General features: G+C 46.8%; 20 protein-coding genes. 8 read left to right on the plus strand and 12 right to left on the minus strand.

The features are described 5' to 3' along the window. Positions 1 to 172: 172 nt before the first annotated feature. From dnaG to rpsU, 3 genes are all read right to left on the minus strand, one after another. The gene (gene dnaG / locus ICN13_RS05705) at positions 173 to 2,119 is read right to left on the minus strand and encodes a DNA primase (RefSeq protein ID WP_216139441.1); all 1,947 of its coding nucleotides are present in this window, start codon (positions 2,117 to 2,119) and stop codon (positions 173 to 175) included. A 51-nt stretch (positions 2,120 to 2,170) separates the two neighbouring features. After that, on the minus strand, positions 2,171 to 2,617 hold the full coding sequence (locus tag ICN13_RS05710) for a GatB/YqeY domain-containing protein (protein WP_216139442.1): 447 nt from the start codon (positions 2,615 to 2,617) through the stop codon (positions 2,171 to 2,173). Between the two features lie 120 nt (positions 2,618 to 2,737). Then, positions 2,738 to 2,950 carry a 30S ribosomal protein S21 gene (gene rpsU, locus ICN13_RS05715; RefSeq protein WP_011903537.1) on the minus strand — a complete coding sequence of 71 codons (213 nt, stop codon included), beginning with the start codon at positions 2,948 to 2,950 and terminating at the stop codon, positions 2,738 to 2,740. A 77-nt stretch (positions 2,951 to 3,027) separates the two neighbouring features. Here rpsU and tsaD point away from each other — a divergent pair, with 77 nt between their 5' ends. After that, positions 3,028 to 4,101: a tRNA (adenosine(37)-N6)-threonylcarbamoyltransferase complex transferase subunit TsaD gene (gene tsaD / locus ICN13_RS05720; protein WP_216139443.1), complete on the plus strand. Its 1,074-nt coding sequence runs from the start codon at positions 3,028 to 3,030 to the stop codon at positions 4,099 to 4,101. A gap of 14 nt (positions 4,102 to 4,115) precedes the next feature. Here the strand turns inward: tsaD and folE2 are convergent, their stop codons facing one another. From folE2 to xseB, 4 genes are read right to left on the minus strand one after another with little or no spacing between them, the layout of a single operon-like run. Continuing rightward, positions 4,116 to 4,943, minus strand: coding sequence for a GTP cyclohydrolase FolE2 (gene folE2, locus ICN13_RS05725; protein WP_216139444.1), 828 nt, complete (start codon positions 4,941 to 4,943; stop codon positions 4,116 to 4,118). Positions 4,944 to 4,968: 25 nt separating this feature from the next. Further along, entirely contained in the window at positions 4,969 to 6,870 is a 1,902-nt protein-coding gene (gene dxs / locus ICN13_RS05730) for a 1-deoxy-D-xylulose-5-phosphate synthase (protein ID WP_216139445.1), read from the minus strand. A 20-nt stretch (positions 6,871 to 6,890) separates the two neighbouring features. After that, positions 6,891 to 7,781: a polyprenyl synthetase family protein gene (locus ICN13_RS05735; protein WP_216139446.1), complete on the minus strand. Its 891-nt coding sequence runs from the start codon at positions 7,779 to 7,781 to the stop codon at positions 6,891 to 6,893. Then, positions 7,781 to 8,014, minus strand: coding sequence for an exodeoxyribonuclease VII small subunit (gene xseB, locus ICN13_RS05740; protein ID WP_087909413.1), 234 nt, complete (start codon positions 8,012 to 8,014; stop codon positions 7,781 to 7,783). Before xseB ends, ICN13_RS05735 begins: the two co-directional genes overlap by 1 nt. 161 nt (positions 8,015 to 8,175) lie before the next feature. Here xseB and ICN13_RS05745 point away from each other — a divergent pair, with 161 nt between their 5' ends. Beyond that, a complete protein-coding gene (locus ICN13_RS05745) occupies positions 8,176 to 9,282 on the plus strand; it encodes an aromatic ring-hydroxylating dioxygenase subunit alpha (protein WP_216139447.1) in 1,107 nt (368 codons plus the stop codon). A 31-nt stretch (positions 9,283 to 9,313) separates the two neighbouring features. Further along, positions 9,314 to 10,147 carry a sulfurtransferase gene (locus ICN13_RS05750; RefSeq protein ID WP_216139448.1) on the plus strand — a complete coding sequence of 278 codons (834 nt, stop codon included), beginning with the start codon at positions 9,314 to 9,316 and terminating at the stop codon, positions 10,145 to 10,147. Position 10,148: 1 nt separating this feature from the next. Here ICN13_RS05750 and ICN13_RS05755 read toward each other — a convergent pair whose 3' ends face one another. From ICN13_RS05755 to polA, 3 genes are read right to left on the minus strand one after another with little or no spacing between them, the layout of a single operon-like run. Beyond that, positions 10,149 to 10,925: a ZIP family metal transporter gene (locus ICN13_RS05755; protein WP_216139449.1), complete on the minus strand. Its 777-nt coding sequence runs from the start codon at positions 10,923 to 10,925 to the stop codon at positions 10,149 to 10,151. A gap of 5 nt (positions 10,926 to 10,930) precedes the next feature. After that, positions 10,931 to 11,800 carry a dienelactone hydrolase family protein gene (locus tag ICN13_RS05760; RefSeq protein ID WP_216139450.1) on the minus strand — a complete coding sequence of 290 codons (870 nt, stop codon included), beginning with the start codon at positions 11,798 to 11,800 and terminating at the stop codon, positions 10,931 to 10,933. 22 nt (positions 11,801 to 11,822) lie between these two features. Then, positions 11,823 to 14,651, minus strand: a complete 2,829-nt coding sequence (polA, locus tag ICN13_RS05765; protein ID WP_216139451.1) for a DNA polymerase I — start codon at positions 14,649 to 14,651, stop codon at positions 11,823 to 11,825. An 85-nt stretch (positions 14,652 to 14,736) separates the two neighbouring features. On the opposite strand from polA, the gene ICN13_RS05770 reads away from it, so the two are divergent. From ICN13_RS05770 to ICN13_RS05780, 3 genes are read left to right on the plus strand one after another with little or no spacing between them, the layout of a single operon-like run. Then, on the plus strand, positions 14,737 to 15,147 hold the full coding sequence (locus tag ICN13_RS05770; RefSeq protein WP_255534061.1) for a hypothetical protein: 411 nt from the start codon (positions 14,737 to 14,739) through the stop codon (positions 15,145 to 15,147). 26 nt (positions 15,148 to 15,173) lie between these two features. Further along, entirely contained in the window at positions 15,174 to 16,151 is a 978-nt protein-coding gene (locus ICN13_RS05775; protein WP_216139453.1) for a homoserine kinase, read from the plus strand. Then, positions 16,148 to 16,924: a BPSS1780 family membrane protein gene (locus ICN13_RS05780; protein WP_216139454.1), complete on the plus strand. Its 777-nt coding sequence runs from the start codon at positions 16,148 to 16,150 to the stop codon at positions 16,922 to 16,924. The genes ICN13_RS05775 and ICN13_RS05780 overlap by 4 nt, the downstream gene beginning before the upstream one ends. A 14-nt stretch (positions 16,925 to 16,938) precedes the next feature. Here ICN13_RS05780 and ICN13_RS05785 read toward each other — a convergent pair whose 3' ends face one another. Beyond that, positions 16,939 to 19,302 (minus strand): UvrD-helicase domain-containing protein, encoded by a 2,364-nt coding sequence (locus tag ICN13_RS05785; protein ID WP_216139455.1) that lies wholly within the window; start codon positions 19,300 to 19,302, stop codon positions 16,939 to 16,941. Positions 19,303 to 19,326: 24 nt separating this feature from the next. On the opposite strand from ICN13_RS05785, the gene ICN13_RS05790 reads away from it, so the two are divergent. Both ICN13_RS05790 and galU read left to right on the plus strand, forming a co-directional pair. Next, on the plus strand, positions 19,327 to 22,218 hold the full coding sequence (locus tag ICN13_RS05790; protein WP_216139456.1) for a valine--tRNA ligase: 2,892 nt from the start codon (positions 19,327 to 19,329) through the stop codon (positions 22,216 to 22,218). A gap of 33 nt (positions 22,219 to 22,251) precedes the next feature. Next, positions 22,252 to 23,136, plus strand: coding sequence for a UTP--glucose-1-phosphate uridylyltransferase GalU (gene galU / locus ICN13_RS05795; protein WP_216139457.1), 885 nt, complete (start codon positions 22,252 to 22,254; stop codon positions 23,134 to 23,136). A gap of 15 nt (positions 23,137 to 23,151) precedes the next feature. Here the strand turns inward: galU and ICN13_RS05800 are convergent, their stop codons facing one another. Further along, positions 23,152 to 23,379, minus strand: coding sequence for a sulfurtransferase TusA family protein (locus ICN13_RS05800; RefSeq protein ID WP_216139561.1), 228 nt, complete (start codon positions 23,377 to 23,379; stop codon positions 23,152 to 23,154). Positions 23,380 to 23,388 lie beyond the last annotated feature (9 nt).

The raw sequence follows: 23,388 nt of genomic DNA on the forward strand, positions 1-23,388 counted from the left end.
AGCCCCGTAGTCCACTTGCCCAAAATTTCATCAAAATAAAGCGCAAGTAGCTGAATTAATTCATTTTTTTCTTGGGAACAGAGGATTATAGTCGATTGCGACTTTTTTAGCCCTAATTTGCCTAAAAATAAGGGCTAATTTCAGGTATTTCTGGGGCTGTTTGGGTAAATTCTTAGGAGAACTTCAGTTTCTCGCCCAATTCTCGATATCTAGCCCGATCTTGGTCATTGGCGGTACCCCCGGCAATCTTTTGGGCAATAGCAGTCATTTCTTGCTTTAGGTGAGTCAGCTCAAGCTTTTTAAAGGCGCCCTCTAAATCTGCTTTAGCGCCATCAAGATCTAGATCAGAACCCATCACCCGATTTCTGAGTACTTCGTATAAAGGGGCAAGCTCACTTCGAGAGAGTTGATCTTGGAACATGGCAAAAGCTCCGGCGCCGACTGTTGCAGACTTTCCATCCTCACCCGGAATCAATTCAATTAAATCGCATTGTGATAACAGATCTTGCATGAGGGAAAGTGCTTTTGCTGATCGTTGCTCTGCTGCTTTGAGAGCGAGCGCCCGCTGATCGCTATTGAGCGCTTTACCTAAATGAGGGAACTGAATGAGCACGCGCAACATTTGCTCTGCCAAGTCTGTTGGCGCTTTTGGTGGCTCGATATTTTGTGTCGAAACTCTTTTTGCAGAACCTTTAGAAGCTTGCCAAGGCGCACCCTGCCGATTGCTATTCGTAAAATTATTTTGATTACTCTGTGATCTTGCAGGGGCAGTTTGATATGAGGATTGCTGTTCAGGAACCGGTACTACCGTTAAGCCACAAAATGCTTCAAGTTCTGCTGGCGTTGTGTTGGTACGAATTGCCAGTTCACGCAAAATCTGAGTGCGCAATGCAATCGGTGGCATTGAAAGTAGTAAGGGCTTGGCCGCATGATGCGTATGTGCTCTGCCCTCTGGGGTTGTTAGCTCATGGCCCTCGCTCACAACCTTAAAGAAGAAGCTAGAGATAGACATCGCCTCTTTGATGACTTTTTCAAAAGCAGGGGCACCGTAAGCGCGAACATAACTGTCGGGATCATGTTCGGTTGGCAAGAATAAGAAACGAATTTCTTTATCGTCAGACATGAGCGGCAAACAAGCCTCTAGTGCACGCTGTGCTGCTCGTTGACCGGCAGAGTCACCATCAAATGAGAAAACCACTTTATCGGTTTGGCGCAGCAACATCCTCACATGGTTTGCTGTACAAGCGGTACCCAAGGTTGCTACTGCATTTGGGAAACCCAATTGCGCAAGTGCCACAACATCCATATAGCCTTCGCACACTAAAACATATTCTTGCGCACGAATCGCTTGTCTTGCTTCAAATAATCCGTAGAGCGTATTGCCCTTAGAAAACAGTGGCGTCTCCGGAGAATTTAAATACTTGGGCTCGCCTTGATCCAAGATACGGCCACCAAAGCCAATCGTTTGACCTTTAGGGTTACGAATCGGGAACATGACACGATCGCGGAAACGATCGTAGCGCTTGACTGGAGAGCCCTCAGACTGCTCACCCTGAATCACTAAACCACCTTCTACCAAGGTCTTGGCCACTTCATCATTGGTGTAAGGACCAAATACCGCCTCAAGACCTTGCCAGCCATCTGGGGCATATCCCAAGGCATAACGTTTTGCGATCTCACCGGTGAGGCCCCGACCCTTTAAATATTCCACCGCCCTGGTATTACCTTTGAGTTGCTGGCGATACCAATCTGCAGCCGAACTCATTACCTCACTTAAAGCCATTGCCTGCTGTTGTCTTGCAACATCATTAGCAGTGCGCTCTTCACGCGGCACATCTAAACCCGCAGATCTTGCTAGATCCTCAATCGCATCCACATATCCAAGACCGGAATACTCCATTAAGAAACTAATGGCCGATCCATGGGCACCGCAACCAAAGCAGTGGTAGAACTGTTTATTTGGCGAAACGGAGAATGAAGGGGATTTCTCTGAATGGAAGGGGCACAAACCTTGATAGTTTGCGCCGGCCTTTTTTAACTTCACGTGCTGCCCAACCACATCAACGATGTCAACCCGATTTAAAAGATCGGCAATGAAGGATTGTGGAATGAGCGCCATCAGGCTAGCAGTATGAAACTGTTTTATTGACTTAGCTAGTCTCTTAATTACTTATTTAGCGAGTGCGGCTTTTACTAAAGCAGAAACCTTACCCATATCAGCCTTACCAGCCAATTGACCTTTGAGGGCGCCAATCACTTTGCCCATATCTTGCGGCCCAGCAGCACCGGTAGAAGCCACTGCCGTAGCTACTGCAGCCTCTACTTCAGCATCTGACATTTGTGCAGGTAGATAGGCTTGCAAAATCGCCATCTCAGCAGCTTCGATTGCTACCAAATCATCACGATTGGCTTTTTCGAACTGAGAGATCGAGTCTTTACGCTGCTTAATCATTTTTTCAACAGTAGCAATTACTGCCGCATCATCCAAAACAATCCGGTCATCCACCTCACGTTGCTTGATAGCGGCTAGCAGTAACCGAATTGCTCCAAGGCGTGCAGTTTCTTTTGCACGCATTGCATTTTTCATATCTTCAGTTATTTGATCTTTTAGACTCATGGCATTTTCCTGATGTTGAATATCTCTAGCTGTGTTTAGCAATTCAAAAAGCAAAAACCCGCTGCGTTTCACCGTCAGCGGGTTTCAAAGCTTCTCGGTGAAGAGAGCTTTTAAATTCTATTAGTAAAGCTTCTTAGGCAACATTTGGCTGCGAATACGCTTGTAATGGCGTTTTGCAGCAGCAGCCTTTTTACGCTTACGCTCAGCCGTTGGCTTCTCGTAAAACTCGCGTGCACGCAAGTCTGTCAAAAGACCATTTTTTTCAATGGTGCGCTTGAAACGGCGCAATGCCACTTCAAATGGTTCGTTTTCGCGGAGGCGGACTGTAGTCATACTTATTTAACTCGTATATGCTCGATAAATATCGAAAAATTAACTGAATTGCGATTCTAGCACGACCAAGCCAAAAAATGATTGTTTTAGGAATAGAAACTTCTTGTGACGAGACCGGGGTGGCTTTATACAACACCACCCCCTGGGAAGAGGGCAAACCTGCATTCCAGGGCATTCTGGGCCAGGGTTTGCACTCCCAGATCGCTATGCACCGGGATTACGGGGGTGTTGTCCCAGAGTTGGCCTCAAGAGACCATATTCGGCGTGTTTTACCCCTTTTAGACCAATCTTTAGCCCAATCGGGCCTCAAATTGGCCGATATTGACGCGATAGCCTTCACCCAAGGCCCAGGTCTTGCTGGAGCCCTGCTGGTGGGCAGTGCTTTTGCCAAATCCCTAGCCCAGGGTCTCAATTTGCCTTCAATCGGGGTTCACCACCTTGAAGGACACCTACTTTCCCCACTATTGGGTCAGACCACCCCTCTATTTCCCTTTATTGCACTTTTAGTCTCAGGAGGTCATACCCAACTCATGAAAGTGTCCGGCATTGGCCAATACGAACTTTTAGGCGAAACCTTAGATGATGCTGCCGGCGAAGCCTTTGATAAAACAGCCAAATTATTGGGCTTAGATTACCCAGGCGGCGCTGCGATTTCCAAATTGGCTGAGAAGGGTCGTATTGGTATTTTTGATTTACCTAAACCGATGCTGCACTCTGGCGATTTGGATTTTTCTTTCTCGGGACTTAAGACGGCAGTTCTCAATCAAGTGAAAAAGTTTGAAGAAAAAAAGATTGCAGATCCTTCTGAGGTGGCGCAATTTCATGCAGACCTTGCACACAGCTTTGTTGACTCCATTGTTGCGGTGTTGGTGAGTAAGTCAGAGAAAGCGCTCAAGCAAACTGGCTGCAAACATTTAGTGCTAGCTGGCGGTGTAGGCGCAAATAGACAATTACGTAATGCGCTCAATGACAAAGCCAAGAAAAATGGTTTTGAAGTGCACTATCCACCACTAGAGCTCTGTACCGATAATGGCGTGATGATTGCATTTGCGGGGGCGCTGCGTATGCTTGCTAAAAATAATGGCTCCACAACATCAGGAGCCTTCGATATCAAACCCCGTTGGGATTTGCAAAGCAATAATTTGATTTAGTTTGCCATAGTAGCTTATTTTTGATGACTAATTCTGGCAAAAGCGCTGTGATTATGAATCGATTCAAAGTTCTCAGCTTCCACCACAAAAGACCGGATACGCTCATCAGCCTTGAGGTTGCCAGCTACATCGCGCACTAAATCTTCAACAAATTTAGGATTGCTGTAGGAGTGCTCAGTCACCCACTTCTCATCAGGGCGCTTGAGTAATCCCCACAACTCACTAGAAGCTTCGCTCTCTGCAGCAGTGATTAAATCCTCAACCGTCATTTTCGTTTGCGAATCAAGCATGACATCCATCGTTACATGAGAGCGTTGGTTATGCGCACCAAACTCTGAAATCTCTTTAGAGCAAGGACATAAACTCATCACTGGCACTTGAGCGCGTAATCCCAACTCAACATCTAACTTACCTGCGGAATTTTGTTTGGCTCTTGCCATCCAAGTTACTTCGTAATCCATTAGGCTTTCTACACCTGATACTGGCGCAGCTTTTTTGACGAAGTGGGTGTAAGTAAATTGCACATGACCTTCTTTAGCATCCAGCAAAGGCAGCATATCGCACACCATTGCAACTACTGTTGTACTGTCAATAGCCATTTCTTGTTTTTGCAAGAGCGCCATGAAACGCGACATATGCGTTCCCTTCACATGCGCAGGCAAAGCTACATCCATTTCGAACTGACCAACAGATGGAAAGTCTCCATAGGTGCTGCGAATCGTTAGCGGGTGACGGACACCGCGAATACCAACCTGCTCAATCGGCAAAGCGCGCTCATCCAATGTGGATTGCACATCGGGCATCGCACTGGCTTTGAGAAAGGCGGGGTTCATGTCATTCATAACTCTATTTTCAAGCAAAACGGGCTTATTTGCCTGAAATTACTGAATTTGCCATTAATACTGCAGGAAAACGCTGCTTAATCGAATTGGCGATGCCTTCTGCATCCAGGCCACACTTGGACATGAGCAAGTTATAGTCGCCGTGCTCAATGAATTGATCCGGAAGACCTAACTGTAAAAGGGGTTTATTGATTCCCAGATTTGAGAGCGCTTCCAAGCAAGCGCTACCTGCACCACCTTGAATAGCGCCATCCTCAATCGTCACAAAATAATCATGCTCTGCGGCTAGAGTTTTGAGTAAATCAATATCGAGCGGTTTTACAAAGCGCATATTGGCAACGCTTGCATCGATCCCTTCAGCAACTTCAAGCGCTGGGTATAGCAAAGTACCAAACGCCAAGATGGCTACGCGATGTCCAGAAGGAGCATTCGATTTGCGACGAATCTCCCCTTTTCCAAATGGCAAGGTGCGCAACTCTTTAGAAGGAATAGTGCCTACACCTGCGCCTCTTGGATAGCGCACAGCACTTGGATGCGGCTGATGAAATGCAGTCGTCAAAAGATCACGGCACTCTGCTTCATCCGCTGGCGTCATCACCAACATATTTGGAATACAGCGTAAGTATGGAATGTCATAAGCGCCGGCATGGGTTGCGCCATCGGCGCCAACTAAGCCAGCTCGATCTAATGCAAACAAAACTGGTAAATCTTGTATGGCCACATCATGAATCAGTTGATCGTAAGCACGCTGCAAGAAAGTGGAATAGATTGCTACTACTGGCTTCATACCCTCGCACGCCATACCAGCAGCGAAAGTGACCGCATGCTGCTCAGCAATACCGACATCGTAGTAACGCTTTGGAAAGTTTTTCTCAAACTCAACTAGGCCAGAGCCTTCACGCATTGCGGGTGTAATACCAACTAAGAGGGGATCTGCATTTGCCATATCGCACAACCACTCACCAAATACTTGAGTGAAGGTTTTCTTACTGGCAACAGTTTTTTTAACGCCCTCCTCAGGGTTAAATTTACTAGGGCCGTGATAGAGCACAGGATCGGCTTCAGCCAACTCGTAGCCCTGGCCCTTTCTAGTCACCACATGGAGGAACTGCGGGCCACGACCTTCCAAAGCTAAGCGGCGTACGTTCTGCAACATCGGAATTAAGGCATCTAAATCATGGCCATCGATTGGGCCAAAGTAATTAAAACCAAACTCTTCAAAAATAGTTGAAGGTGAAACCATGCCCTTAGCATGATCCTCAAGTCGTTTTGCAAACTCACGCAGTGGTGGCGCAATAGATAAAACGCTATCAATTCCTTTTTTAGTAGCTGAGTAAATATTGCCGCTCAGCAATCTGGCTAGGTGGCGATTGAGCGCGCCCACCGCTGGAGAAATTGACATGTCGTTGTCATTCAGAATAACTACTAATGGCAGGTCTTCATACACACCAGCATTGTTCATAGCTTCAAATGCCATGCCACCGGTCATTGCGCTATCGCCAATGACGGCCACAGCTACATGACGCTCACCCTTGGTTTGAAATGCGCGTGCCATACCCATTGCTGCAGAAATACTCGTGGATGAGTGCCCAGTACCAAAGGCATCGAATTGGCTTTCAGAACGATGCGGAAAGCCCGACAATCCTTTGAACTGACGCAAGGTGCTCATGCGCTCACGCCGGCCAGTCAAAATTTTGTGGGGATAACTTTGGTGTCCCACATCCCAGACAATACGATCGTCTGGAGTATCAAAAACATAGTGCAATGCAATCGATAATTCCACCGTCCCTAAGTTGGATGAGAGGTGTCCACCCGTTTTGGATACAGAATCCAATACAAACTGACGCAACTCATCAGCAAGCGCAGGCAATTCTTCGCGAGTCAGTTTTTTTAAATCTTCAGGAGAGTTGATGGAATCTAAGGTCATTAAATTGATTTAATCTGTATTTATTTCGCCCTATTAACTACTAAGAGCGCTAAATCTTTTAAGGCATCTGCCCTGCTACCAAAATCTACTAGGCTAGCAATCGCCATTTCTTGCAATTCTTTAGCCTGCTTTTGGGCATAGTCTAAACCCATCAAGGTCACATAGGTAGGCTTGTTGGCTGCTGCATCTTTGCCAGCTGTTTTTCCAAGGGTTTGGCTATCGGCTGTTGCATCCAGAACATCATCAACAATCTGAAAAGCTAGGCCTAGGGCTGTTGAATATTTCTGTAGTTGAGCCAACTGAGCAGCATTAAGATGGGCTGCAATACCGCCCAACTCAACCGCGCAAGAAAGTAAAGCACCTGTTTTCATGGCATGCATTTGTTTTAGCCCAGCAAGATCCAACTTTTTGCCAACACTCTCTAAATCAATTGCCTGGCCGCCAGCCATACCGCGCGAGCCAGAGGCGGCAGCTAAAGCGGCAATCATTTTCAAACGCGCATCCGCATCACACGGTGCATTTGCAAGAACTTCAAAGGCGCGGGTTTGTAGTGCATCACCAACAAGCAATGCAGTAGCCTCATCAAATGCCTTATGTACTGTTGGGCGCCCACGACGCAAATCATCATCATCCATGCAAGGTAAATCATCGTGCACCAAGGAATAAGCATGAATACATTCAATCGCGACTGCTGCCGCATCTAATGCCTCAGTCTTCGCATCACCAAGAGAACCTGCTGCATAAACCAATAAAGGACGAATACGTTTGCCACCACCTTGCGCTGCATAACGCATCGCTTCGTGCAAACGATTTGGAGTAGTGCTAGCAGAATCGAGCAGACAATCTAATACTGCTTCGGCTTGCTCTGAGTGATGGCTAAGCCACTCCTGAAATTGAAAAGCGGAAGTCATTAAGCCTCAAACACTCGAACTTGTTGCTCAACTTGAGCAAGGACGCCCTGACAATGCTTTAACAAAGCAGCACCGCGTTGATAGGCTAAAAGGGTCTCTTCCAAAGAAAATTTGCCTGACTCCATATCCGAAATGAGCTTTTCGAGCTCTTTCACAGCTTGCTCGTAGCGGAGATCTGGGTCTATTTGGACCTCAAGACCTGGTTTTTGAGTTTCTGACTTTTTGGCTGGCATAAGCTAATTCTTTCTTATTTCCCGTACTAATAGCCCTACATCTTAAAGCGAGAACCACCTCGGATGGGTATAATCCACCCCTTCCTTTCCAATATCGATCCGTCGATGGTTGGATTGGTTATTCCGCTTAGCTTCGGCTGACGTTTTCGGGGGTGGGGAGAATGACTAATCTGGCTACCGCGCAGAAGCTTGCGCCGTCCAATCTACAACTGCCGGTTTCGGCATATTTTGACGCTGACCTGTATCAGCGGGAAATTGAACTGCTTTTTAAGCAGGGTCCTGGCTATGTTGGCCACGAACTCATGGTGCCTGAAATTGGCTCCTATCAAACTCTAAGCGCAGAAAACGAAGGTCGCATCCTGCTTCGCAATGAATCTGGTGTAGAACTACTTTCGAATGTCTGCCGTCATCGCCAAGCACTCATGCTCAATGGCAAAGGTAAAGCAGACAATATTGTTTGCCCACTCCACCGCTGGACTTATGACTTAGGTGGAAATTTATTAGGTGCGCCACACTTTGAAGACAAGCCTTGTTTAAATCTGGGGAAGTCACCTTTGCAAAATTGGCAAGGACTTCTCTTTGAAGGTCCGCGTGATGTCCGCGCCGATCTAGCAAAACTCGGTGTAGCTGACGATCTCAAATTTGATGGTTATATTCTTGATCATGTTGAGGTACACGATTGCAATTACAACTGGAAGACTTTCATTGAGGTTTATCTCGAGGACTACCATGTTGTGCCGTTTCATCCTGGCTTAGGCAAGTTTGTTTCTTGCGAAGACTTGCATTGGGAGTTTGGTGATTGGCATAGCGTGCAAACTGTTGGTATTCATAAAGACCTCCAAACTCCAGGCTCACCTACCTATCGCAACTGGCACGATGCAGTCTTGCGGCAATTTGGCGGCAAAGCTCCACGCCACGGGGCAATCTGGCTAACTTACTATCCCAATGTCATGGTGGAATGGTACCCAGGTGTTCTCTGCGTTTCTACACTGCACCCAATGGGCCCAAACAAAACCCGCAATATTGTTGAGTTCTACTACCCAGAAGAAATTGCCTTATTTGAGCGCGAGTTTGTGGAAGCAGAGCGCGCTGCCTATATGGAAACCTGCATTGAGGATGATGAGATTGGCGAACGCATGGACCAAGGTCGTGCAGCCCTCTATGCTCGTGGTATCAATGAGGTTGGCCCTTATCAAAGTCCGATGGAAGACGGTATGCAGCATTTTCATGAATGGTACCGTCGCGTCATGAACTTTCAGGGCGCATAATTCAGAAACGTTCTTCAATATAGGAAGCAATATGACTCCTCTTATTACCGCCAACCAGTTAGAAGAAATCCTTAATAGTGGTGAGAATGTTTTACTCTGCGATTGCCGTTTTGATTTAGCGAATCCAGAGGCTGGCAGAAAAGCCTACGAAGAGAGTCATATTCCTGGCGCCATCTATGTTGATCTTGATCAAGATATGTCTGGCAGCAAAACTGGGAGCAATGGTCGACACCCACTTCCCTCACCTGAAGCGTGGGCAAAAACCAAAGCACGTTTAGGTATGAGTACAAATACTCTACTAGTGGCCTACGATAAACAGGGATCGGTATACGCTAGCCGCCTTTGGTGGATGCTCAAAGCGACTGGGCACGCAAATGTTCGGGTTTTGGATGGTGGCCTAGATGCTTGGAATGGCCCAATGGGAACCATGCCCCGTAAACCAACACCAACATCACAAGCAATTGAGCCTATGTCCTATGTTGGCCTAGCCCTAGTAGATGAAGTGGTTGGAAACCTTCAGTCTCAGAAAAATCTAGTACTTGATGCCCGAGCAAACGATCGCTTTCATGGTCAGAACGAAACCTTGGACCCGATTGGTGGACATATCCCAGGCGCAGTGAATCGATTCTTTAAAGAGAATCTTTCTGCAACAGCCTTTAAAGCACCAGAGCTACTATTTAAAGAGTTTGTCGATCAACTAGGATCTAAGAAGCCTTCTGAAGTGATTCATCAGTGTGGTTCAGGTGTTACTGCTTGCCACAATCTCTTAGCCATGGAGGTTGCTGGACTAAAAGGCTCTCGTCTTTATGCAGGCAGTTGGAGTGAATGGTGTGCCGATCCTAAGAGACCGGTTGCAACTGATTAAGTTATTTATGCAGCAGCGATAACAGAATCACAAATCCTACGCCGCACGCAATCAAAACTGTTTGACGCAATGACTCTGCCCAATGAGGGCGGCGGTGCATTTGCGGAATTAAATCACTGACCGCGATGTAGATGAAACTACTGGATGCAATGACTAGCAAATATGGCATTGCTGCATGAGCCTTCTCCAAGAAGAAATAGGCTAGTACGCCTCCTACTACAGCTGATAAGCCGCAAATAAAGTTGTACAACAATGCGCGAGCCCTAGAGAATCCCGCATTGAGCAACACAATGAAATCACCAATCTCTTGGGGAATCTCATGGGCAATAATGGCAATTGCAGTAAAGATGCCAACCTGATAGTCGGCCATAAATGCAGCAGCGATCAAAATGCCATCAACAAAATTATGAATACCATCGCCTACTAAAATCATCCAACCGCTGCGGCCTGCATTCTCAGCATCATGCCCGTGATGGTGGTGATGACCATCACCTTCATGATGATGGTCATGGCGTAGTAGGGCAATCTTCTCAAGCAAGAAGAAACCTAAAAGGCCAGCGAGCAAGGTGCCGAACAAAAGCTGTGGACTTGTGCCCTCCATACTGAAGGCCTCTGGCAATGAATGCAGTAAAGCCGTAGCTAACAAAATACCCACCGACAAACTCACCATGTTGTTGACCATCTTAGACAGTAGCGCTACAGAAAAGCTAGCAGCCACCATCACACTGGCAGTGCCTGCTAGTGCGGTGACTAAGAGAATTGTTTGTAGAACAGTCATGCGGATTAAGCTACTCCATTTTTCTTAAACCAAGCAATGCACTTCTCCCAACCATCTTTAGCAGGGCCTTCACGATAGGTTGCGCGATAGTCGGCGTGGAATGCATGTGGAGTATCTGGATACACCTCAAATTGAGATGCTTTAGCAGCTGGATTCTTAGCAGCAGCTTGCGCTAATGCCGCTTTCATCTGATCAACGCTCTCTAATGAAATGCCAGCGTCAGCACCGCCATACAAGCCCAACACTGGCGCTTTTAAGTCAGCAGCAATATCTACTGGATGACGGGGATTACCTTCAGTCTTCTCGCCAATTAAACGACCGTACCAAGCAACACCAGCACGTACTTGCGGCAAAGTTGCAGAGAGCCAAGTGATGCGACCACCCCAACAGAAGCCTGTTACACCCACTCTTTTAAGATCGCCACCATTTTTACCAGCCCATACCAAAGCGGCCTGTAAATCATTTAAGACTTGGGCATCTGGAGTTTTAGAAACGATGTTGGCAAAGATTTCTGCAGTAGTGCCATAAGTATTGGGATCACCGGCGCGAGTGAAAAATTCTGGAGCAATCGCGAGATAACCCAGCTTTGCAAAACGTCTTGTGACGTCAGCAATGTATTCATGTACACCAAAGATTTCACTCACCACAATAACGATGGGTAAAGATCCTTTGGATTTTTCAGGACGCGATACATAAGCAGGCATCTGAAAGCTGCCTACTGGAATCATTTGCTCGCCAGCCTTAAGGCCAGTGAAATCTGTCTCAATGGCAGCGGCAAGCACAGGCTCGGATGCTGCTACAAATCCAACCCCAAGGGCCCCTATCGCCGACGTCTTAATGAAGCCTCTTCTACTGTTTTGTATTTTTTCAGTCATTTCTGTCTCCTCATCTCTATTTCTAATGCGCTTCTTCCCAATTATCGCCAATGCCAATACTAACTACTAAAGGCACCTTCAGTTCGGCAACATTACACATCAAACCGGGTAATTTAGCCTGCAGGAGTTCGATTTCGTCCAGCGGGACGTCAAACACCAATTCGTCATGCACCTGCAGGAGTAATTTTGTTTTCAATTGTTCTTTTTCAAGCCAATCCTCCACTGCAATCATCGCTAATTTAATGAGATCTGCGGCAGTACCCTGCATCGGGGCATTAATTGCAGCACGTTCAGCCCCTTGGCGACGCGGACCATTCGAACCTTTGATCTCTGGCAACCAAAGACGGCGTCCAAAGACCGTTTCCACATAACCATTTTCTCTAGCCTCTAAACGGGTGTGCTCCATATACTGAGCAACCCCAGGGTAGCGATCAAAGTATTTGGCAATATAGTTTTGCGCTGCAGAGCGCTCAATACCTAAATTACCAGCCAAGCCAAATGCACTCATGCCATAGATCAAACCAAAATTAATGACCTTGGCATAGCGGCGTTGCTCAGAGCTCACTTCATCTAATGGAATACCAAAAATCTCTGCAGCGGTTGCTTGGTGGACATCCTTGCCATTCCTAAAAGCAGCCAATAAATTATCATCTTCAGCAATATGCGCCATGATGCGTAACTCAATTTGAGAATAGTCTGCTGAAAGCAATTTACAACCCTCGGCCGGCACAAATGCTTCACGAATCCGACGACCCTCTTCGGTCCGCACGGGAATGTTCTGTAAATTGGGATCGCTAGAAGCTAGGCGGCCAGTCACCGCTGTGGCTTGCGAGAAATTGGTATGCACACGACCCGTTTTCGGATCAGCCATACGCGGAAGTTTCTCAATATAGGTAGACATTAATTTAGCCAAACTGCGATAGTCCAAGATGCGTGCTGGCAATGGATAGTCTTCAGCCAGCTTTTGCAATACTTCTTCATCGGTAGAAGGCGCGCCAGAAGGCGTCTTCTTAATGACTGGCAATTCCAGCTGACCAAATAAGATTTCAGCAATCTGTTTGGGCGACTGAATATTGAAAGGTTGTCCAGCAAGTTTATGAATCTCACCCTCTAACTCGAGAAGACGTTTGCCAACCTGCTGGCCTTGCTGAGCCAATAATGCAGAATCAATCCGAATGCCGTTGCGCTCCATGATGCCGAGTACCCGCATAGCTGGCATTTCAATCTTTTCATACACATATAACAATCCAGGGCTTTCCTGAATCTGTGGCCAGAGCTCCAAATGGAGGCGGAGAGTAATGTCTGCATCCTCTGCGGCATAGTCTGTAGCGATCTTGAGGTCGACTTGATCAAAACCAATTTGATGGACACCTTTGCCGCAGACCTCCTCATAGCGAATAGTCTTCATGCCTAGGTGACGCTCAGCTAGGCTATCCATATTGTGCGGAAGATGGGATTCCAATACGTAAGACTCGAGCAAGGTATCAAATGCAATACCGTTTAATGTGATTCCGTAATTGGCAAAGATATGTGCGTCGTACTTGAGGTTTTGCCCAAGCTTCAGATGTGTCTGACTTTCCAACCAAGGCTTCAATTTTTTAAGTACAGCATCACGATTGAGTTGCACTTCACCGTTTCGATGTGCGACCGGAATGTAGCAGGCTTCACCTGGTTTGACTGATAGTGAAATACCCACCAACTCTGCAGCCAGAGCATCAAGGCTAGTAGTTTCGGTATCGACTGCCGTGAGCTCTGCAGCTTCAATTTTCTTTAACCACTTCTCAAAACCTACTTCATCAGTAATGCATTCATAGTTTTTGACGATGGCGTCTTGTAAATCTTTTGTGTCCTGCGATAAATCTTTCGTGGGTGAGCTTGCAATCACCGCAGATTTTTTAGACGAGGGGCTTTGATCGACTGCTTGATTGGCGATTGGCGTGCCCGCCAAGTCAAAGGCAGACTCAGGAGCCTCATGGGGTGGGCTTGTCAGCTGTTTTTCAACATCTCGTAGCCAAGTCTTAAAGGCATAACGCTCAAAAAGTTCACGCAGCAAAGCGGCATCTTCAGATTTCGCATGGAGATCATCTAGGCCTGGTAAATGCGGGGATAAATCACAATCGGTTTTAACGGTAATGAGTTGACGCGCTTGAGGCAACCACTCTAATGAGGCACGTAGATTTTCCCCAACGACGCCTTTTACTTGGTCGGCATTGGCCATTAAATTATCAAGATCGCCAAATTCTGCTAACCACTTATTGGCTGTCTTAGGCCCCGCTTTTGGAACACCGGGAACATTGTCGACTGCATCACCAATAATGGATAAGTAGTCGACTATGCGCTCTGGTGGCACTCCAAATTTTTCAATCACGCCATCAATATCTAACTTTTCATTAGTCATCGTATTAATCAAAGTGACTGATGGATTTACTAATTGCGCTAAATCTTTATCTCCGGTGGAGATGATGGTTTCCCAACCGGCTTGAGTCGCCTGACAAGCCAATGTGCCAATCACATCATCAGCCTCCACTCCAGAAACCATTAATACTGGCCAACCCAACGCTTTCACAATGGCGTGGATTGGCTCAATTTGTTTGACTAAATCCTCGGGCATCGGGGAGCGATGGGCCTTGTACTCGGAATACATTTCATCCCGGAAGGTCTTGCCCTTGGCATCAAAAACGCAGGCAATATGGTCAGCCTTGAGCTCAGACCGAGCCCGGCGCATCATATTGACCATGCCATAAATGGCCCCAGTGGGCTCTCCAGCCCCATTTCTGAGGTCTGGCATGGCATGGAAGGCGCGATAGAGGTAGCTAGAACCGTCTACCAACAAGAGTCTATGTTTAGTCATACCGCAATCGTACAATCTAGTTGTGAATTGCCTACAGGTCTGGTTAAGGAACCGCCCTAGAGTAGGCTTAAAAAGGTGAAAAATGATGCATGTTCTTACTAACTTAACTAGCCACATCCTCAATCAAAACCAAGCCCTGATGAGCATTTTGGTGGTTTTTGGACTGCTAGGATCTGCCTCAGTACAGGCTCAGAATAACAGTCAGGCCCTAAGCCCCTCAGAACTGAACCGGATCAATAATCAGCCTCTTGCGCCAGTTGCAACACCTTCTGGTGCCCTGAATTCCCCTCAAAGCCGCAATCCTAGCTATAAGTACAAAGATGCAAATGGCACCGAAATCACGGAATACAAAGACACCAACAGTCCAACGCAAGTTCAAGTGAAAACAAAGTACACCACCTATGAAATGTCTCCGCCTGATTCTGTGAAACCTGGAGCGCAATCTGGTGAAGGTAACTTGCTAAGCGTACCCAGCATCAGCATTCCGATTCAGTAAAGAATTAACAGAATATTTGCTGCTATATGGCTGTCTTTACCCCGATTGACCTCGATGATATTTCTAAATGGATTTCTGAAGACTTCAATATTGGTCAAGCAAACGAGATTCGTGGCATTCATGGCGGCATTGAGAACTCGAATTTTTTTCTCGACACCATGCAGGATGGTAAAAAACAGGAATACGTTTTAACCATTTTCGAAAGACTATCCGCACAACAACTGCCCTACTACCTTGAGTTGATGCGCCACCTGGCAAACAAGGGCATCCCTGTTCCAAAACCAATTGAGAATCATAAAGGTGAAATCCTGTTTTCACTCAAGGGTAAGCCAGCGGCCATCGTTAGCAAGTTGCCCGGTATATCTAGACTTCAGCCAGAAGCAAAGCACTGCGCCATGGTTGGCGAGATGCTCGCTAAGATGCATTTGGCTGGAAAAGATTTTTCAAAGACTCAAGAAAATTTGCGTAGTTTGGGCTGGTGGCAAAAAACCATTCCCTTGGTATTGCCGCACCTCAATACACCACAAAAAGATTTACTCACTCATGAGCTAGCTTCTCAAGAAGCATTTTTCAGCTCAGCGGCTTATGACACTCTTCCCCAAGGGGCTAGCCACTGCGATCTCTTTCGTGACAATGTCTTGTTTGACACACAAGGATCTACCGACACCTTACAAGATCAATTGGGTGGTTTCTTTGACTTTTATTTTGCCGGTACTGACAAGTGGTTATTTGATCTTGCAGTAACCGCAAACGATTGGTGTCTTGCGGAAAACAAACAAGATTTAGATCCTGCACGTCTTGATGCACTCATGAATGCTTATCAATCAGTACGCCCCCTGACTAAAGAAGAACAAGCCAGCTGGACTCTCATGCTACGTGCAGCAGCACTTCGTTTCTGGGTGTCTCGCCTTTGGGACTTTTATTTACCGAGAGACGCACAAATGTTGACACCTCATGACCCGACTCACTTTGAGCGCATTCTTCTAAGCCGTAGATCCCTATGAAACTCAATTCCGTCGCCCCCAAAGAAGGCTATACCTGGATCAGACAGGGTATTTGGCTATTCAAACAGAATCCTCTTGGGTTCTTGATGCTGGTCTTCCTATACATCTTTGCCGCTCAATTAGCAGTCATTGTTCCCGTGATTGGTGTATTTGCTGTCCTATTGCTAACACCAACATTGTCGGCTGGCTTTATGACTGCCTGTCGTCAAGCAATTCAGAAAGAGCGTATCAGCCCAATGGTGTATTTAATTGCCCTCAGGTCTAGTGCACTCGTTCGCAAACGTATTTTGCAATTAGGCTTGGTATATGCAGTCCTCATTTTGCTGATGAGTTTTGCATTAAGTCTTTTAGTTGATTTTGAATTATTGATTCCATTAATGACTAGTGATAAAGCCATCACACCTGAAGGGCTCCGCCAAATTTATTTAGTACTATTTTTTGGGGCCATTCTGTACATTCCGATAGCAATGCTGATGTGGTTCTCGCCAGTATTAATAGCTTGGATAGACATGTCGGTTGCTCAAGCACTCTTCTCGAGCTGGCTAGCTTGTTGGGCCAATAAGGCGGCGTTCTTTTTGTATCTGTCGATTTGGAGCGTGATTCTAATTGCCATCCCACTAACAGTGGGCATGATTTTTGATGCACTCGATTTGGGTCAAGCAGCCTCCTTCATCATTGCGCCCCTCTCCATGGCTGGCTTAACAGTAATGCACTGTTCTTTCTACGCGACTTGGAAGGCCTGCTTTACTGAGGAAGAAGTACTAGCCTCTTAAGTTTTTTGATGCTCTCAGTCAATAGCTGCAAGCTTAGCAATACTGAGTTGTAACCACTTCACACCGTGACGCTTGAAACTCACTTGAGCGCGGGCATCAGCATCAACACCTTCTAAGCCTGTAACGCGGCCCTCACCAAACTTGGTGTGAAATACATTCTGACCAATCGTAAATGGATAATTTCCCCGTGGAGGAGAAGCTAATCGCTTTACCTCCATTGAAGCAGATCCCACTCGCTTAGTTGGTCGTTGACGTTCACTACCGGAGTCAAAGAAGTCATTCGACTCATACTCGCGTTGGCGGGTATAGCCATCTTGCCAGGTAGATCCTGATCTAGTGCTACCACCCCAACGCGCATCTTTTGCTTTAGGCGTCAACCACTTCAAAGATTCAGAAGGTAATTCTTCTAAGAAACGGGAGGGCATGTTGTAGCGCACTTGGCCATGCAGCATGCGTGACTGGGTGTGCGACAAATACAAACGTTCTTTGGCACGCGTGATTGCGACATACATTAAGCGCCGCTCTTCTTCGAGACCATTTTGCTCATTGATGCTGTTTTCATGAGGGAACAAACCCTCTTCAAGGCCTGTAATAAATACCGAGGTGAACTCCAAACCTTTGGCGGAGTGCACTGTCATTAATTGCACTGCATCTTGCCCCGCTTGGGCTTGGTTATCCCCAGCCTCCAAGGAGGCGTGCGATAAGAAAGCCGCCAATGGAGACACCTCAACAACACCAGGCGCATTTTCGCCAGGTAGCATCGCTGCCGCAGCATCCTGCCCATAACCCTCTTCTGCGATAAAGGCAGTGGCAGCATTAATTAATTCTTGCAAGTTCTCTACGCGATCTTGACCTTCACGCTCTGACAAATAATGCTGAATCAAACCACTGTGCTGAATGACAAACTCTACAGTTTCAGGAAGCGTATTGTGACGCGTGGCTTCACGCATATGATCTACAAGACGCACAAAACCTCCAAGTGCAGCACCGGCCTTACCCTCCAAAGAGGAGGCAGCTGTATACAAAGAGGATTGCTGACTTCTAGCAGCATCCTGCAAGGCCTCAATGGATCTTGCACCAATACCCCGGGTCGGGAAATTTACTACCCTTGAAAATGAAGTGTCATCGTTTGGATTCTCAAGCAAACGCAAGTAGGCAAGCGCATGTTTAATTTCAGCGCGCTCAAAGAATCGCAATCCACCATATACGCGATATGGGATGGCAGCAGAGAACAAGGCATGCTCAATGATGCGGGACTGTGCATTGCTTCTATAAAGCAAGGCTACTTCAGTACGTTTGATTCCACTATTGATTAGCGCTTTAATTTCATCAACCAACCAAGCAGCTTCAGCATGATCACTTGGTGCCTCATAAATTCTGACTGGCTCGCCATGACCCGCATCAGTTCTGAGGTTTTTACCAAGACGTTCTGAGTTATTCGCAATCAAATGATTTGCTGTATCCAGAATATGCCCATGTGAGCGATAGTTTTGCTCCAACTTCACCATCATTGGGTGAAACTGCTTTTCGTAAAGGCGCATATTTTCAACGTCAGCGCCGCGGAAAGCATAAATACTTTGATCGTCATCGCCCACCGCAAAGACGGCACTGCTTCCAGCGCCACTCACATTGATGCGACTCGCATCATGGCCTGATAATAATTTGAGCCAGGCATATTGCAAGGCATTGGTGTCCTGAAACTCATCAATCAAGATATGACGAAAGCGCTCTTGATAATGAGTACGAATCGCCTCACTATGTTTCAGTAATTCATAACTCCGCAGAAGGAGCTCGGCAAAATCGACTACGCCTTCACGCTGACATTGTTCGTCATAGGCAGCATACAGTTGCGCCATCTTCGCCTGAAAGTCATCGCCAACTGATAAATCTTTAGCACGCTGTCCGCGCTCTTTGGCATGAGCAATAAAGTACTGTAACTGTTTTGGGGGGTACTTTTCATCATCAACCTTCAAACCCTTCAAAAGACGTTTAATGGCAGAAAGTTGATCTTGGGTATCCAAAATCTGAAAAGTGGATGGCAAACCAGCTTCTTTGTGGTGAGCCCGTAATAAACGATTACAAAGGCCGTGGAAGGTGCCGATCCACATTCCCCGAGTATTGATGGGCAACATGGCGCTTAAACGCACCATCATCTCTTTAGCAGCCTTATTGGTAAAAGTCACCGCTAGGACGCCAATAGGGGATACCTGGCCGGTCTGAATCAACCAGGCTATACGGGTGGTGAGGACGCGGGTCTTACCGCTACCAGCCCCAGCCAAAATCAAGGCGGATTGGGCTTGGCCGTTTTCATTGACAGGCGGGAGGGTCACTGCCTCGCGCTGTTCTGGATTGAGGTTCGCGAGCAAGTCAGAGTACATCGCCCCAATTATAATTTGCCTCTTATGCCAAATGCCTCAAATACCCCTAATTCACCAGCGGCCAGTTCTGCAGACGAACTCGCCAAATCCTATGAACCCGCCCCGATCGAAGCCTATTGGGGTACTGAGTGGGAGCGCAGGGGTATTGCTGATGCCAGCATGGACGAAGGTAAAGGTGACTTTTCGATTCAACTGCCACCACCTAATGTCACCGGCACCTTACATATGGGTCATGCTTTTAATCAAACCATCATGGATGGCTTGGTGCGTCATGCCCGTATGTCTGGCAAAAATACTTTGTGGGTTCCAGGAACTGACCACGCAGGCATCGCCACCCAAATCGTTGTTGAGCGCCAGCTCGATGCCCAAAAAGTTTCTCGCCATGACTTAGGTCGTGAGAAGTTTTTAGAAAAAGTGTGGGAGTGGAAAGAAACTTCCGGCAACACTATCACCCGTCAGATTCGTCGCCTAGGTGCGTCGATTGATTGGAATAAAGAATATTTCACAATGGACAGCAAGATGTCCAAGGCAGTGGTGGAAGTATTTGTGCGCCTTCACGAACAAGGCTTGATTTATCGCGGTAAACGTTTAGTTAACTGGGATCCTGTTTTGGGAACAGCTGTTTCTGATTTGGAAGTAGTCAGCGAAGAAGAAGATGGTTCGATGTGGCATATCCGCTATCCACTAGCCGATGGCTCGGGCCACTTAACCGTTGCTACCACCCGCCCAGAAACCCTACTGGGTGACGTTGCAGTGATGGTGAACCCAGAAGATGAACGCTATAAACATCTCATTGGTAAATCAGTCAATCTGCCTTTATGCAATCGCCAAATTCCAATCATTGCAGATGACTATGTTGATTTGAACTTTGGCACTGGCGTAGTAAAGGTGACTCCTGCGCATGACTTTAATGACTACGCAGTGGGACAACGTCACCAATTACCACTCATTAACATTTTGACTTTAGATGCCAAGATTAATGAGCATGCTCCAGCTGCTTATCAAGGTATGGAGCGCTTTGCTGCTCGCAAACAAATTGTTTCTGATTTAGATGCAGCAGGCCTATTAGAAAAAGTTCAGCCACACAAGCTCATGGTGCCACGGGGTGACCGCACCCAAACCATCATTGAACCTATGCTCACAGACCAATGGTTTGTAGCAATGTCTAAGCCAAGTCCTGATAACAAATATCAACCCGGCTCATCCATCGCTGGTGCCGCTTTAGATGCAGTCACCAAGGGTGACATTAAGCTCGTTCCAGAAAACTGGATTAATACTTATACGCAGTGGCTAGCAAACATTCAAGACTGGTGTATCTCTCGTCAACTCTGGTGGGGCCATCAAATCCCCGCTTGGTATGGCGATGGTGGAGAGATCTTTGTTGCACGTTCTGAAGAAGAAGCTAGAGCGAAAGCTGCTACTGCTGGTTATACCGGCAAACTCAATCGCGACCCTGATGTTCTAGATACCTGGTTTAGCTCCGCCCTCGTACCATTTAGCTCTTTAGGTTGGCCTGAAGAAACGCCCGCTTTAAATCACTTCTTGCCTTCCTCAGTTTTAGTGACCGGCTTTGACATTATTTTCTTCTGGGTAGCGCGCATGGTCATGATGACCTGCCACTTCACTGGCAAAGTGCCGTTTCATACTGTCTACGTCCATGGCCTCGTGCGTGATGCCGAAGGTCAAAAGATGAGTAAGTCCAAAGGCAATACCTTAGACCCCATTGATTTGATCGATGGCATCAAAATTGAAGAGTTGGTCGGAAAACGCACCACGGGCTTGATGAATCCCAAGCAAGCAGAGAGCATTAGCAAGAAAACTAAGAAAGAGTTCCCGGACGGCATTCCTGCGTTTGGAACCGATGCCTTGCGTTTTACCTTCGCCTCCCTAGCTTCTCTTGGTCGCAATATTAATTTTGACCAGAAGCGTTGTGAGGGCTATCGCAATTTCTGTAACAAGCTTTGGAATGCAACCCGCTTTGTTTTGATGAACTGCCCAGGTAACGACGAAGAGAATGGCTTGGCACCTTGTGACAATCAATGTGGACCGGAAGGTTATTTAGATTTCTCGCCAGCAGACAAATGGATTGTTTCTCAATTACAAAGAACTGAGACTGAAGTTGCCAAAGGCTTTGAGAACTATCGCTTTGACAACATTGCTAGCAGCATCTATCAATTTGTTTGGGATGAGTACTGCGACTGGTATCTAGAACTTGCTAAGGTCCAACTGCAAACGGGAACTCCGGCACAACAGCGTGCGACCCGTCGTACTTTGTTGCGTGTACTCGAAACCATCTTACGCATGGCGCATCCATTGATTCCATTTATTACCGAGACTCTTTGGCAAACCGTTGGTCCAAAATCTGGAAAAGATTTGGCTAAACAAGCGAAGCAAACCATTGCACTCCAGCCCTATCCTGTTTCTCAGCCAGAAAAAATCGATGAGAAAAGTGAAGCCTGGGTAGCACAGATTAAAGCGATTGTGGATGCCTGCAGAAACTTGCGCGGTGAGATGCAAGTTCCTCCTGGCCAAAAAGTACCACTTTGGATTTATGGCCCAGAGGAATTCCTGGCAAGAGCTACTCCTTATTTGACAGCCCTCGCTAAATTAACTGAAGTCAAAATCTATAGTGATGAGTCTGCTCTAGAGAAAGATGCCCCTGGAGCGCCAATTGCTCTGGTAGGTGACATCAAACTCTTGCTCAAGATTGAGGTGGATGTTGCCGCTGAACGCGCTCGTCTGGGCAAAGAAATTGAGCGTCTGGCAAATGAGATCAATAAAGCCAAGGGCAAATTAACGAATGAAAGCTTTGTGGCTCTTGCCCCAGCTGAGGTTGTGGCCCAAGAGAAGCAACGCCTGGCTGGTTTTGAGCAAAATCATGAGAAGCTTGTTGCACAATTAGAGCGTCTGAAATAAAACAGCAGCAAATCCAGAGCGATCGGAATCCTTATGCCATTAGCCACTAAAGCCGTTACTAAAGCTGTTTTCCCTGTTGCCGGTTTAGGCACTCGTTTCTTGCCTGCCACTAAAGCAAGCCCGAAAGAGATGCTCAATGTAGTTGATAAGCCCCTCATTCAATATGCTGTTGAAGAAGCTATTGCAGCAGGTATTACTGAAATGATTTTTGTTACCGGTCGCAGTAAGCGTGCGATTGAGGATCACTTTGATAAAGCATATGAGCTTGAAGCCGAGCTTGAAGCTAAAAATAAAACTGCTTTACTAGAGATCGTTCGCAGTGTTAAACCCAGTCACGTGGATTGTGTCTACGTCCGCCAACCTGAAGCCCTAGGTCTAGGACATGCCGTTTTATGTGCAGAAAAGCTAGTTCGTGATGAGCCTTTCGCCATCATCCTCGCGGATGACTTATTAGATGGACAACCACCAGTGCTCAAGCAAATGCTCAAGGTATTTGATGAGCAAAATGGTTCTGTGATTGCCGTAGAGAAAATTGATCCCGCTAAAAGTGGTTCATATGGCATCGTATCTGGAGCGGAAGTGGCTAAGGGCATCTATCGCCTTAACGGGATTGTAGAAAAGCCACAACCCAAAGATGCTCCTTCCAACTTAGCTGTTGTGGGGCGCTATGTTTTGTCTTCTGACATTTTTAGCCACATTCGCAATCTCAAACCCGGTGCTGGTGGCGAGATTCAATTGACCGATGCAATTGCTTCTTTACTCAAAGAGGAGCCGGTATTTGCTTATGAATATGATGGCGTTCGCTACGACTGCGGTAGCAAGCTTGGCTATCTCAAAGCTTCAGTGGAATTTGCTTTACGCCACCCAGAAGTAGCGACTGATTTTGCAGCCTACCTAAAGAGTCGCTCTTTAACTTAAGACTCTTAGCTGTGCTTATCTTCTTTTGAGGAAGAAAACTAAGACATCGCCTTCAGTAGTGCTGGCAATGAGTTCATTTCCAGTTTGCTTGGCGAAAGCTGGGAAATCATGAGCAGCACCTGCATCGGTTGCCTTGACCTTAAGAACCTCGCCAGATTGCATAGTCGCTAAAGCTTTCTTCGTGCGCAAAATTGGCAATGGGCAATTCATCCCAATCGCATCTACCTCTGCGGTAAAAGCAATATTTTGATC

Source organism: Polynucleobacter sp. MWH-Berg-3C6, assembly GCF_018881855.1.
Classification (GTDB): Bacteria; Pseudomonadota; Gammaproteobacteria; order Burkholderiales; family Burkholderiaceae; genus Polynucleobacter.

What these genes read in the sequence shown, in the direction of transcription:
- dnaG (WP_216139441.1), bottom strand. Translation starts at nt 2,119, where the DNA reads ATGGCGCTCATTCCACAATCCTTCATTGCCGATCTTTTAAATCGGGTT.
- ICN13_RS05710 (WP_216139442.1), bottom strand. Translation starts at nt 2,617, where the DNA reads ATGAGTCTAAAAGATCAAATAACTGAAGATATGAAAAATGCAATGCGT.
- rpsU (WP_011903537.1), bottom strand. Translation starts at nt 2,950, where the DNA reads ATGACTACAGTCCGCCTCCGCGAAAACGAACCATTTGAAGTGGCATTG.
- tsaD (WP_216139443.1), top strand. Translation starts at nt 3,028, where the DNA reads ATGATTGTTTTAGGAATAGAAACTTCTTGTGACGAGACCGGGGTGGCT.
- folE2 (WP_216139444.1), bottom strand. Translation starts at nt 4,943, where the DNA reads ATGAATGACATGAACCCCGCCTTTCTCAAAGCCAGTGCGATGCCCGAT.
- dxs (WP_216139445.1), bottom strand. Translation starts at nt 6,870, where the DNA reads ATGACCTTAGATTCCATCAACTCTCCTGAAGATTTAAAAAAACTGACT.
- ICN13_RS05735 (WP_216139446.1), bottom strand. Translation starts at nt 7,781, where the DNA reads ATGACTTCCGCTTTTCAATTTCAGGAGTGGCTTAGCCATCACTCAGAG.
- xseB (WP_087909413.1), bottom strand. Translation starts at nt 8,014, where the DNA reads ATGCCAGCCAAAAAGTCAGAAACTCAAAAACCAGGTCTTGAGGTCCAA.
- ICN13_RS05745 (WP_216139447.1), top strand. Translation starts at nt 8,176, where the DNA reads ATGACTAATCTGGCTACCGCGCAGAAGCTTGCGCCGTCCAATCTACAA.
- ICN13_RS05750 (WP_216139448.1), top strand. Translation starts at nt 9,314, where the DNA reads ATGACTCCTCTTATTACCGCCAACCAGTTAGAAGAAATCCTTAATAGT.
- ICN13_RS05755 (WP_216139449.1), bottom strand. Translation starts at nt 10,925, where the DNA reads ATGACTGTTCTACAAACAATTCTCTTAGTCACCGCACTAGCAGGCACT.
- ICN13_RS05760 (WP_216139450.1), bottom strand. Translation starts at nt 11,800, where the DNA reads ATGACTGAAAAAATACAAAACAGTAGAAGAGGCTTCATTAAGACGTCG.
- polA (WP_216139451.1), bottom strand. Translation starts at nt 14,651, where the DNA reads ATGACTAAACATAGACTCTTGTTGGTAGACGGTTCTAGCTACCTCTAT.
- ICN13_RS05770 (WP_255534061.1), top strand. Translation starts at nt 14,737, where the DNA reads ATGCATGTTCTTACTAACTTAACTAGCCACATCCTCAATCAAAACCAA.
- ICN13_RS05775 (WP_216139453.1), top strand. Translation starts at nt 15,174, where the DNA reads ATGGCTGTCTTTACCCCGATTGACCTCGATGATATTTCTAAATGGATT.
- ICN13_RS05780 (WP_216139454.1), top strand. Translation starts at nt 16,148, where the DNA reads ATGAAACTCAATTCCGTCGCCCCCAAAGAAGGCTATACCTGGATCAGA.
- ICN13_RS05785 (WP_216139455.1), bottom strand. Translation starts at nt 19,302, where the DNA reads ATGTACTCTGACTTGCTCGCGAACCTCAATCCAGAACAGCGCGAGGCA.
- ICN13_RS05790 (WP_216139456.1), top strand. Translation starts at nt 19,327, where the DNA reads ATGCCAAATGCCTCAAATACCCCTAATTCACCAGCGGCCAGTTCTGCA.
- galU (WP_216139457.1), top strand. Translation starts at nt 22,252, where the DNA reads ATGCCATTAGCCACTAAAGCCGTTACTAAAGCTGTTTTCCCTGTTGCC.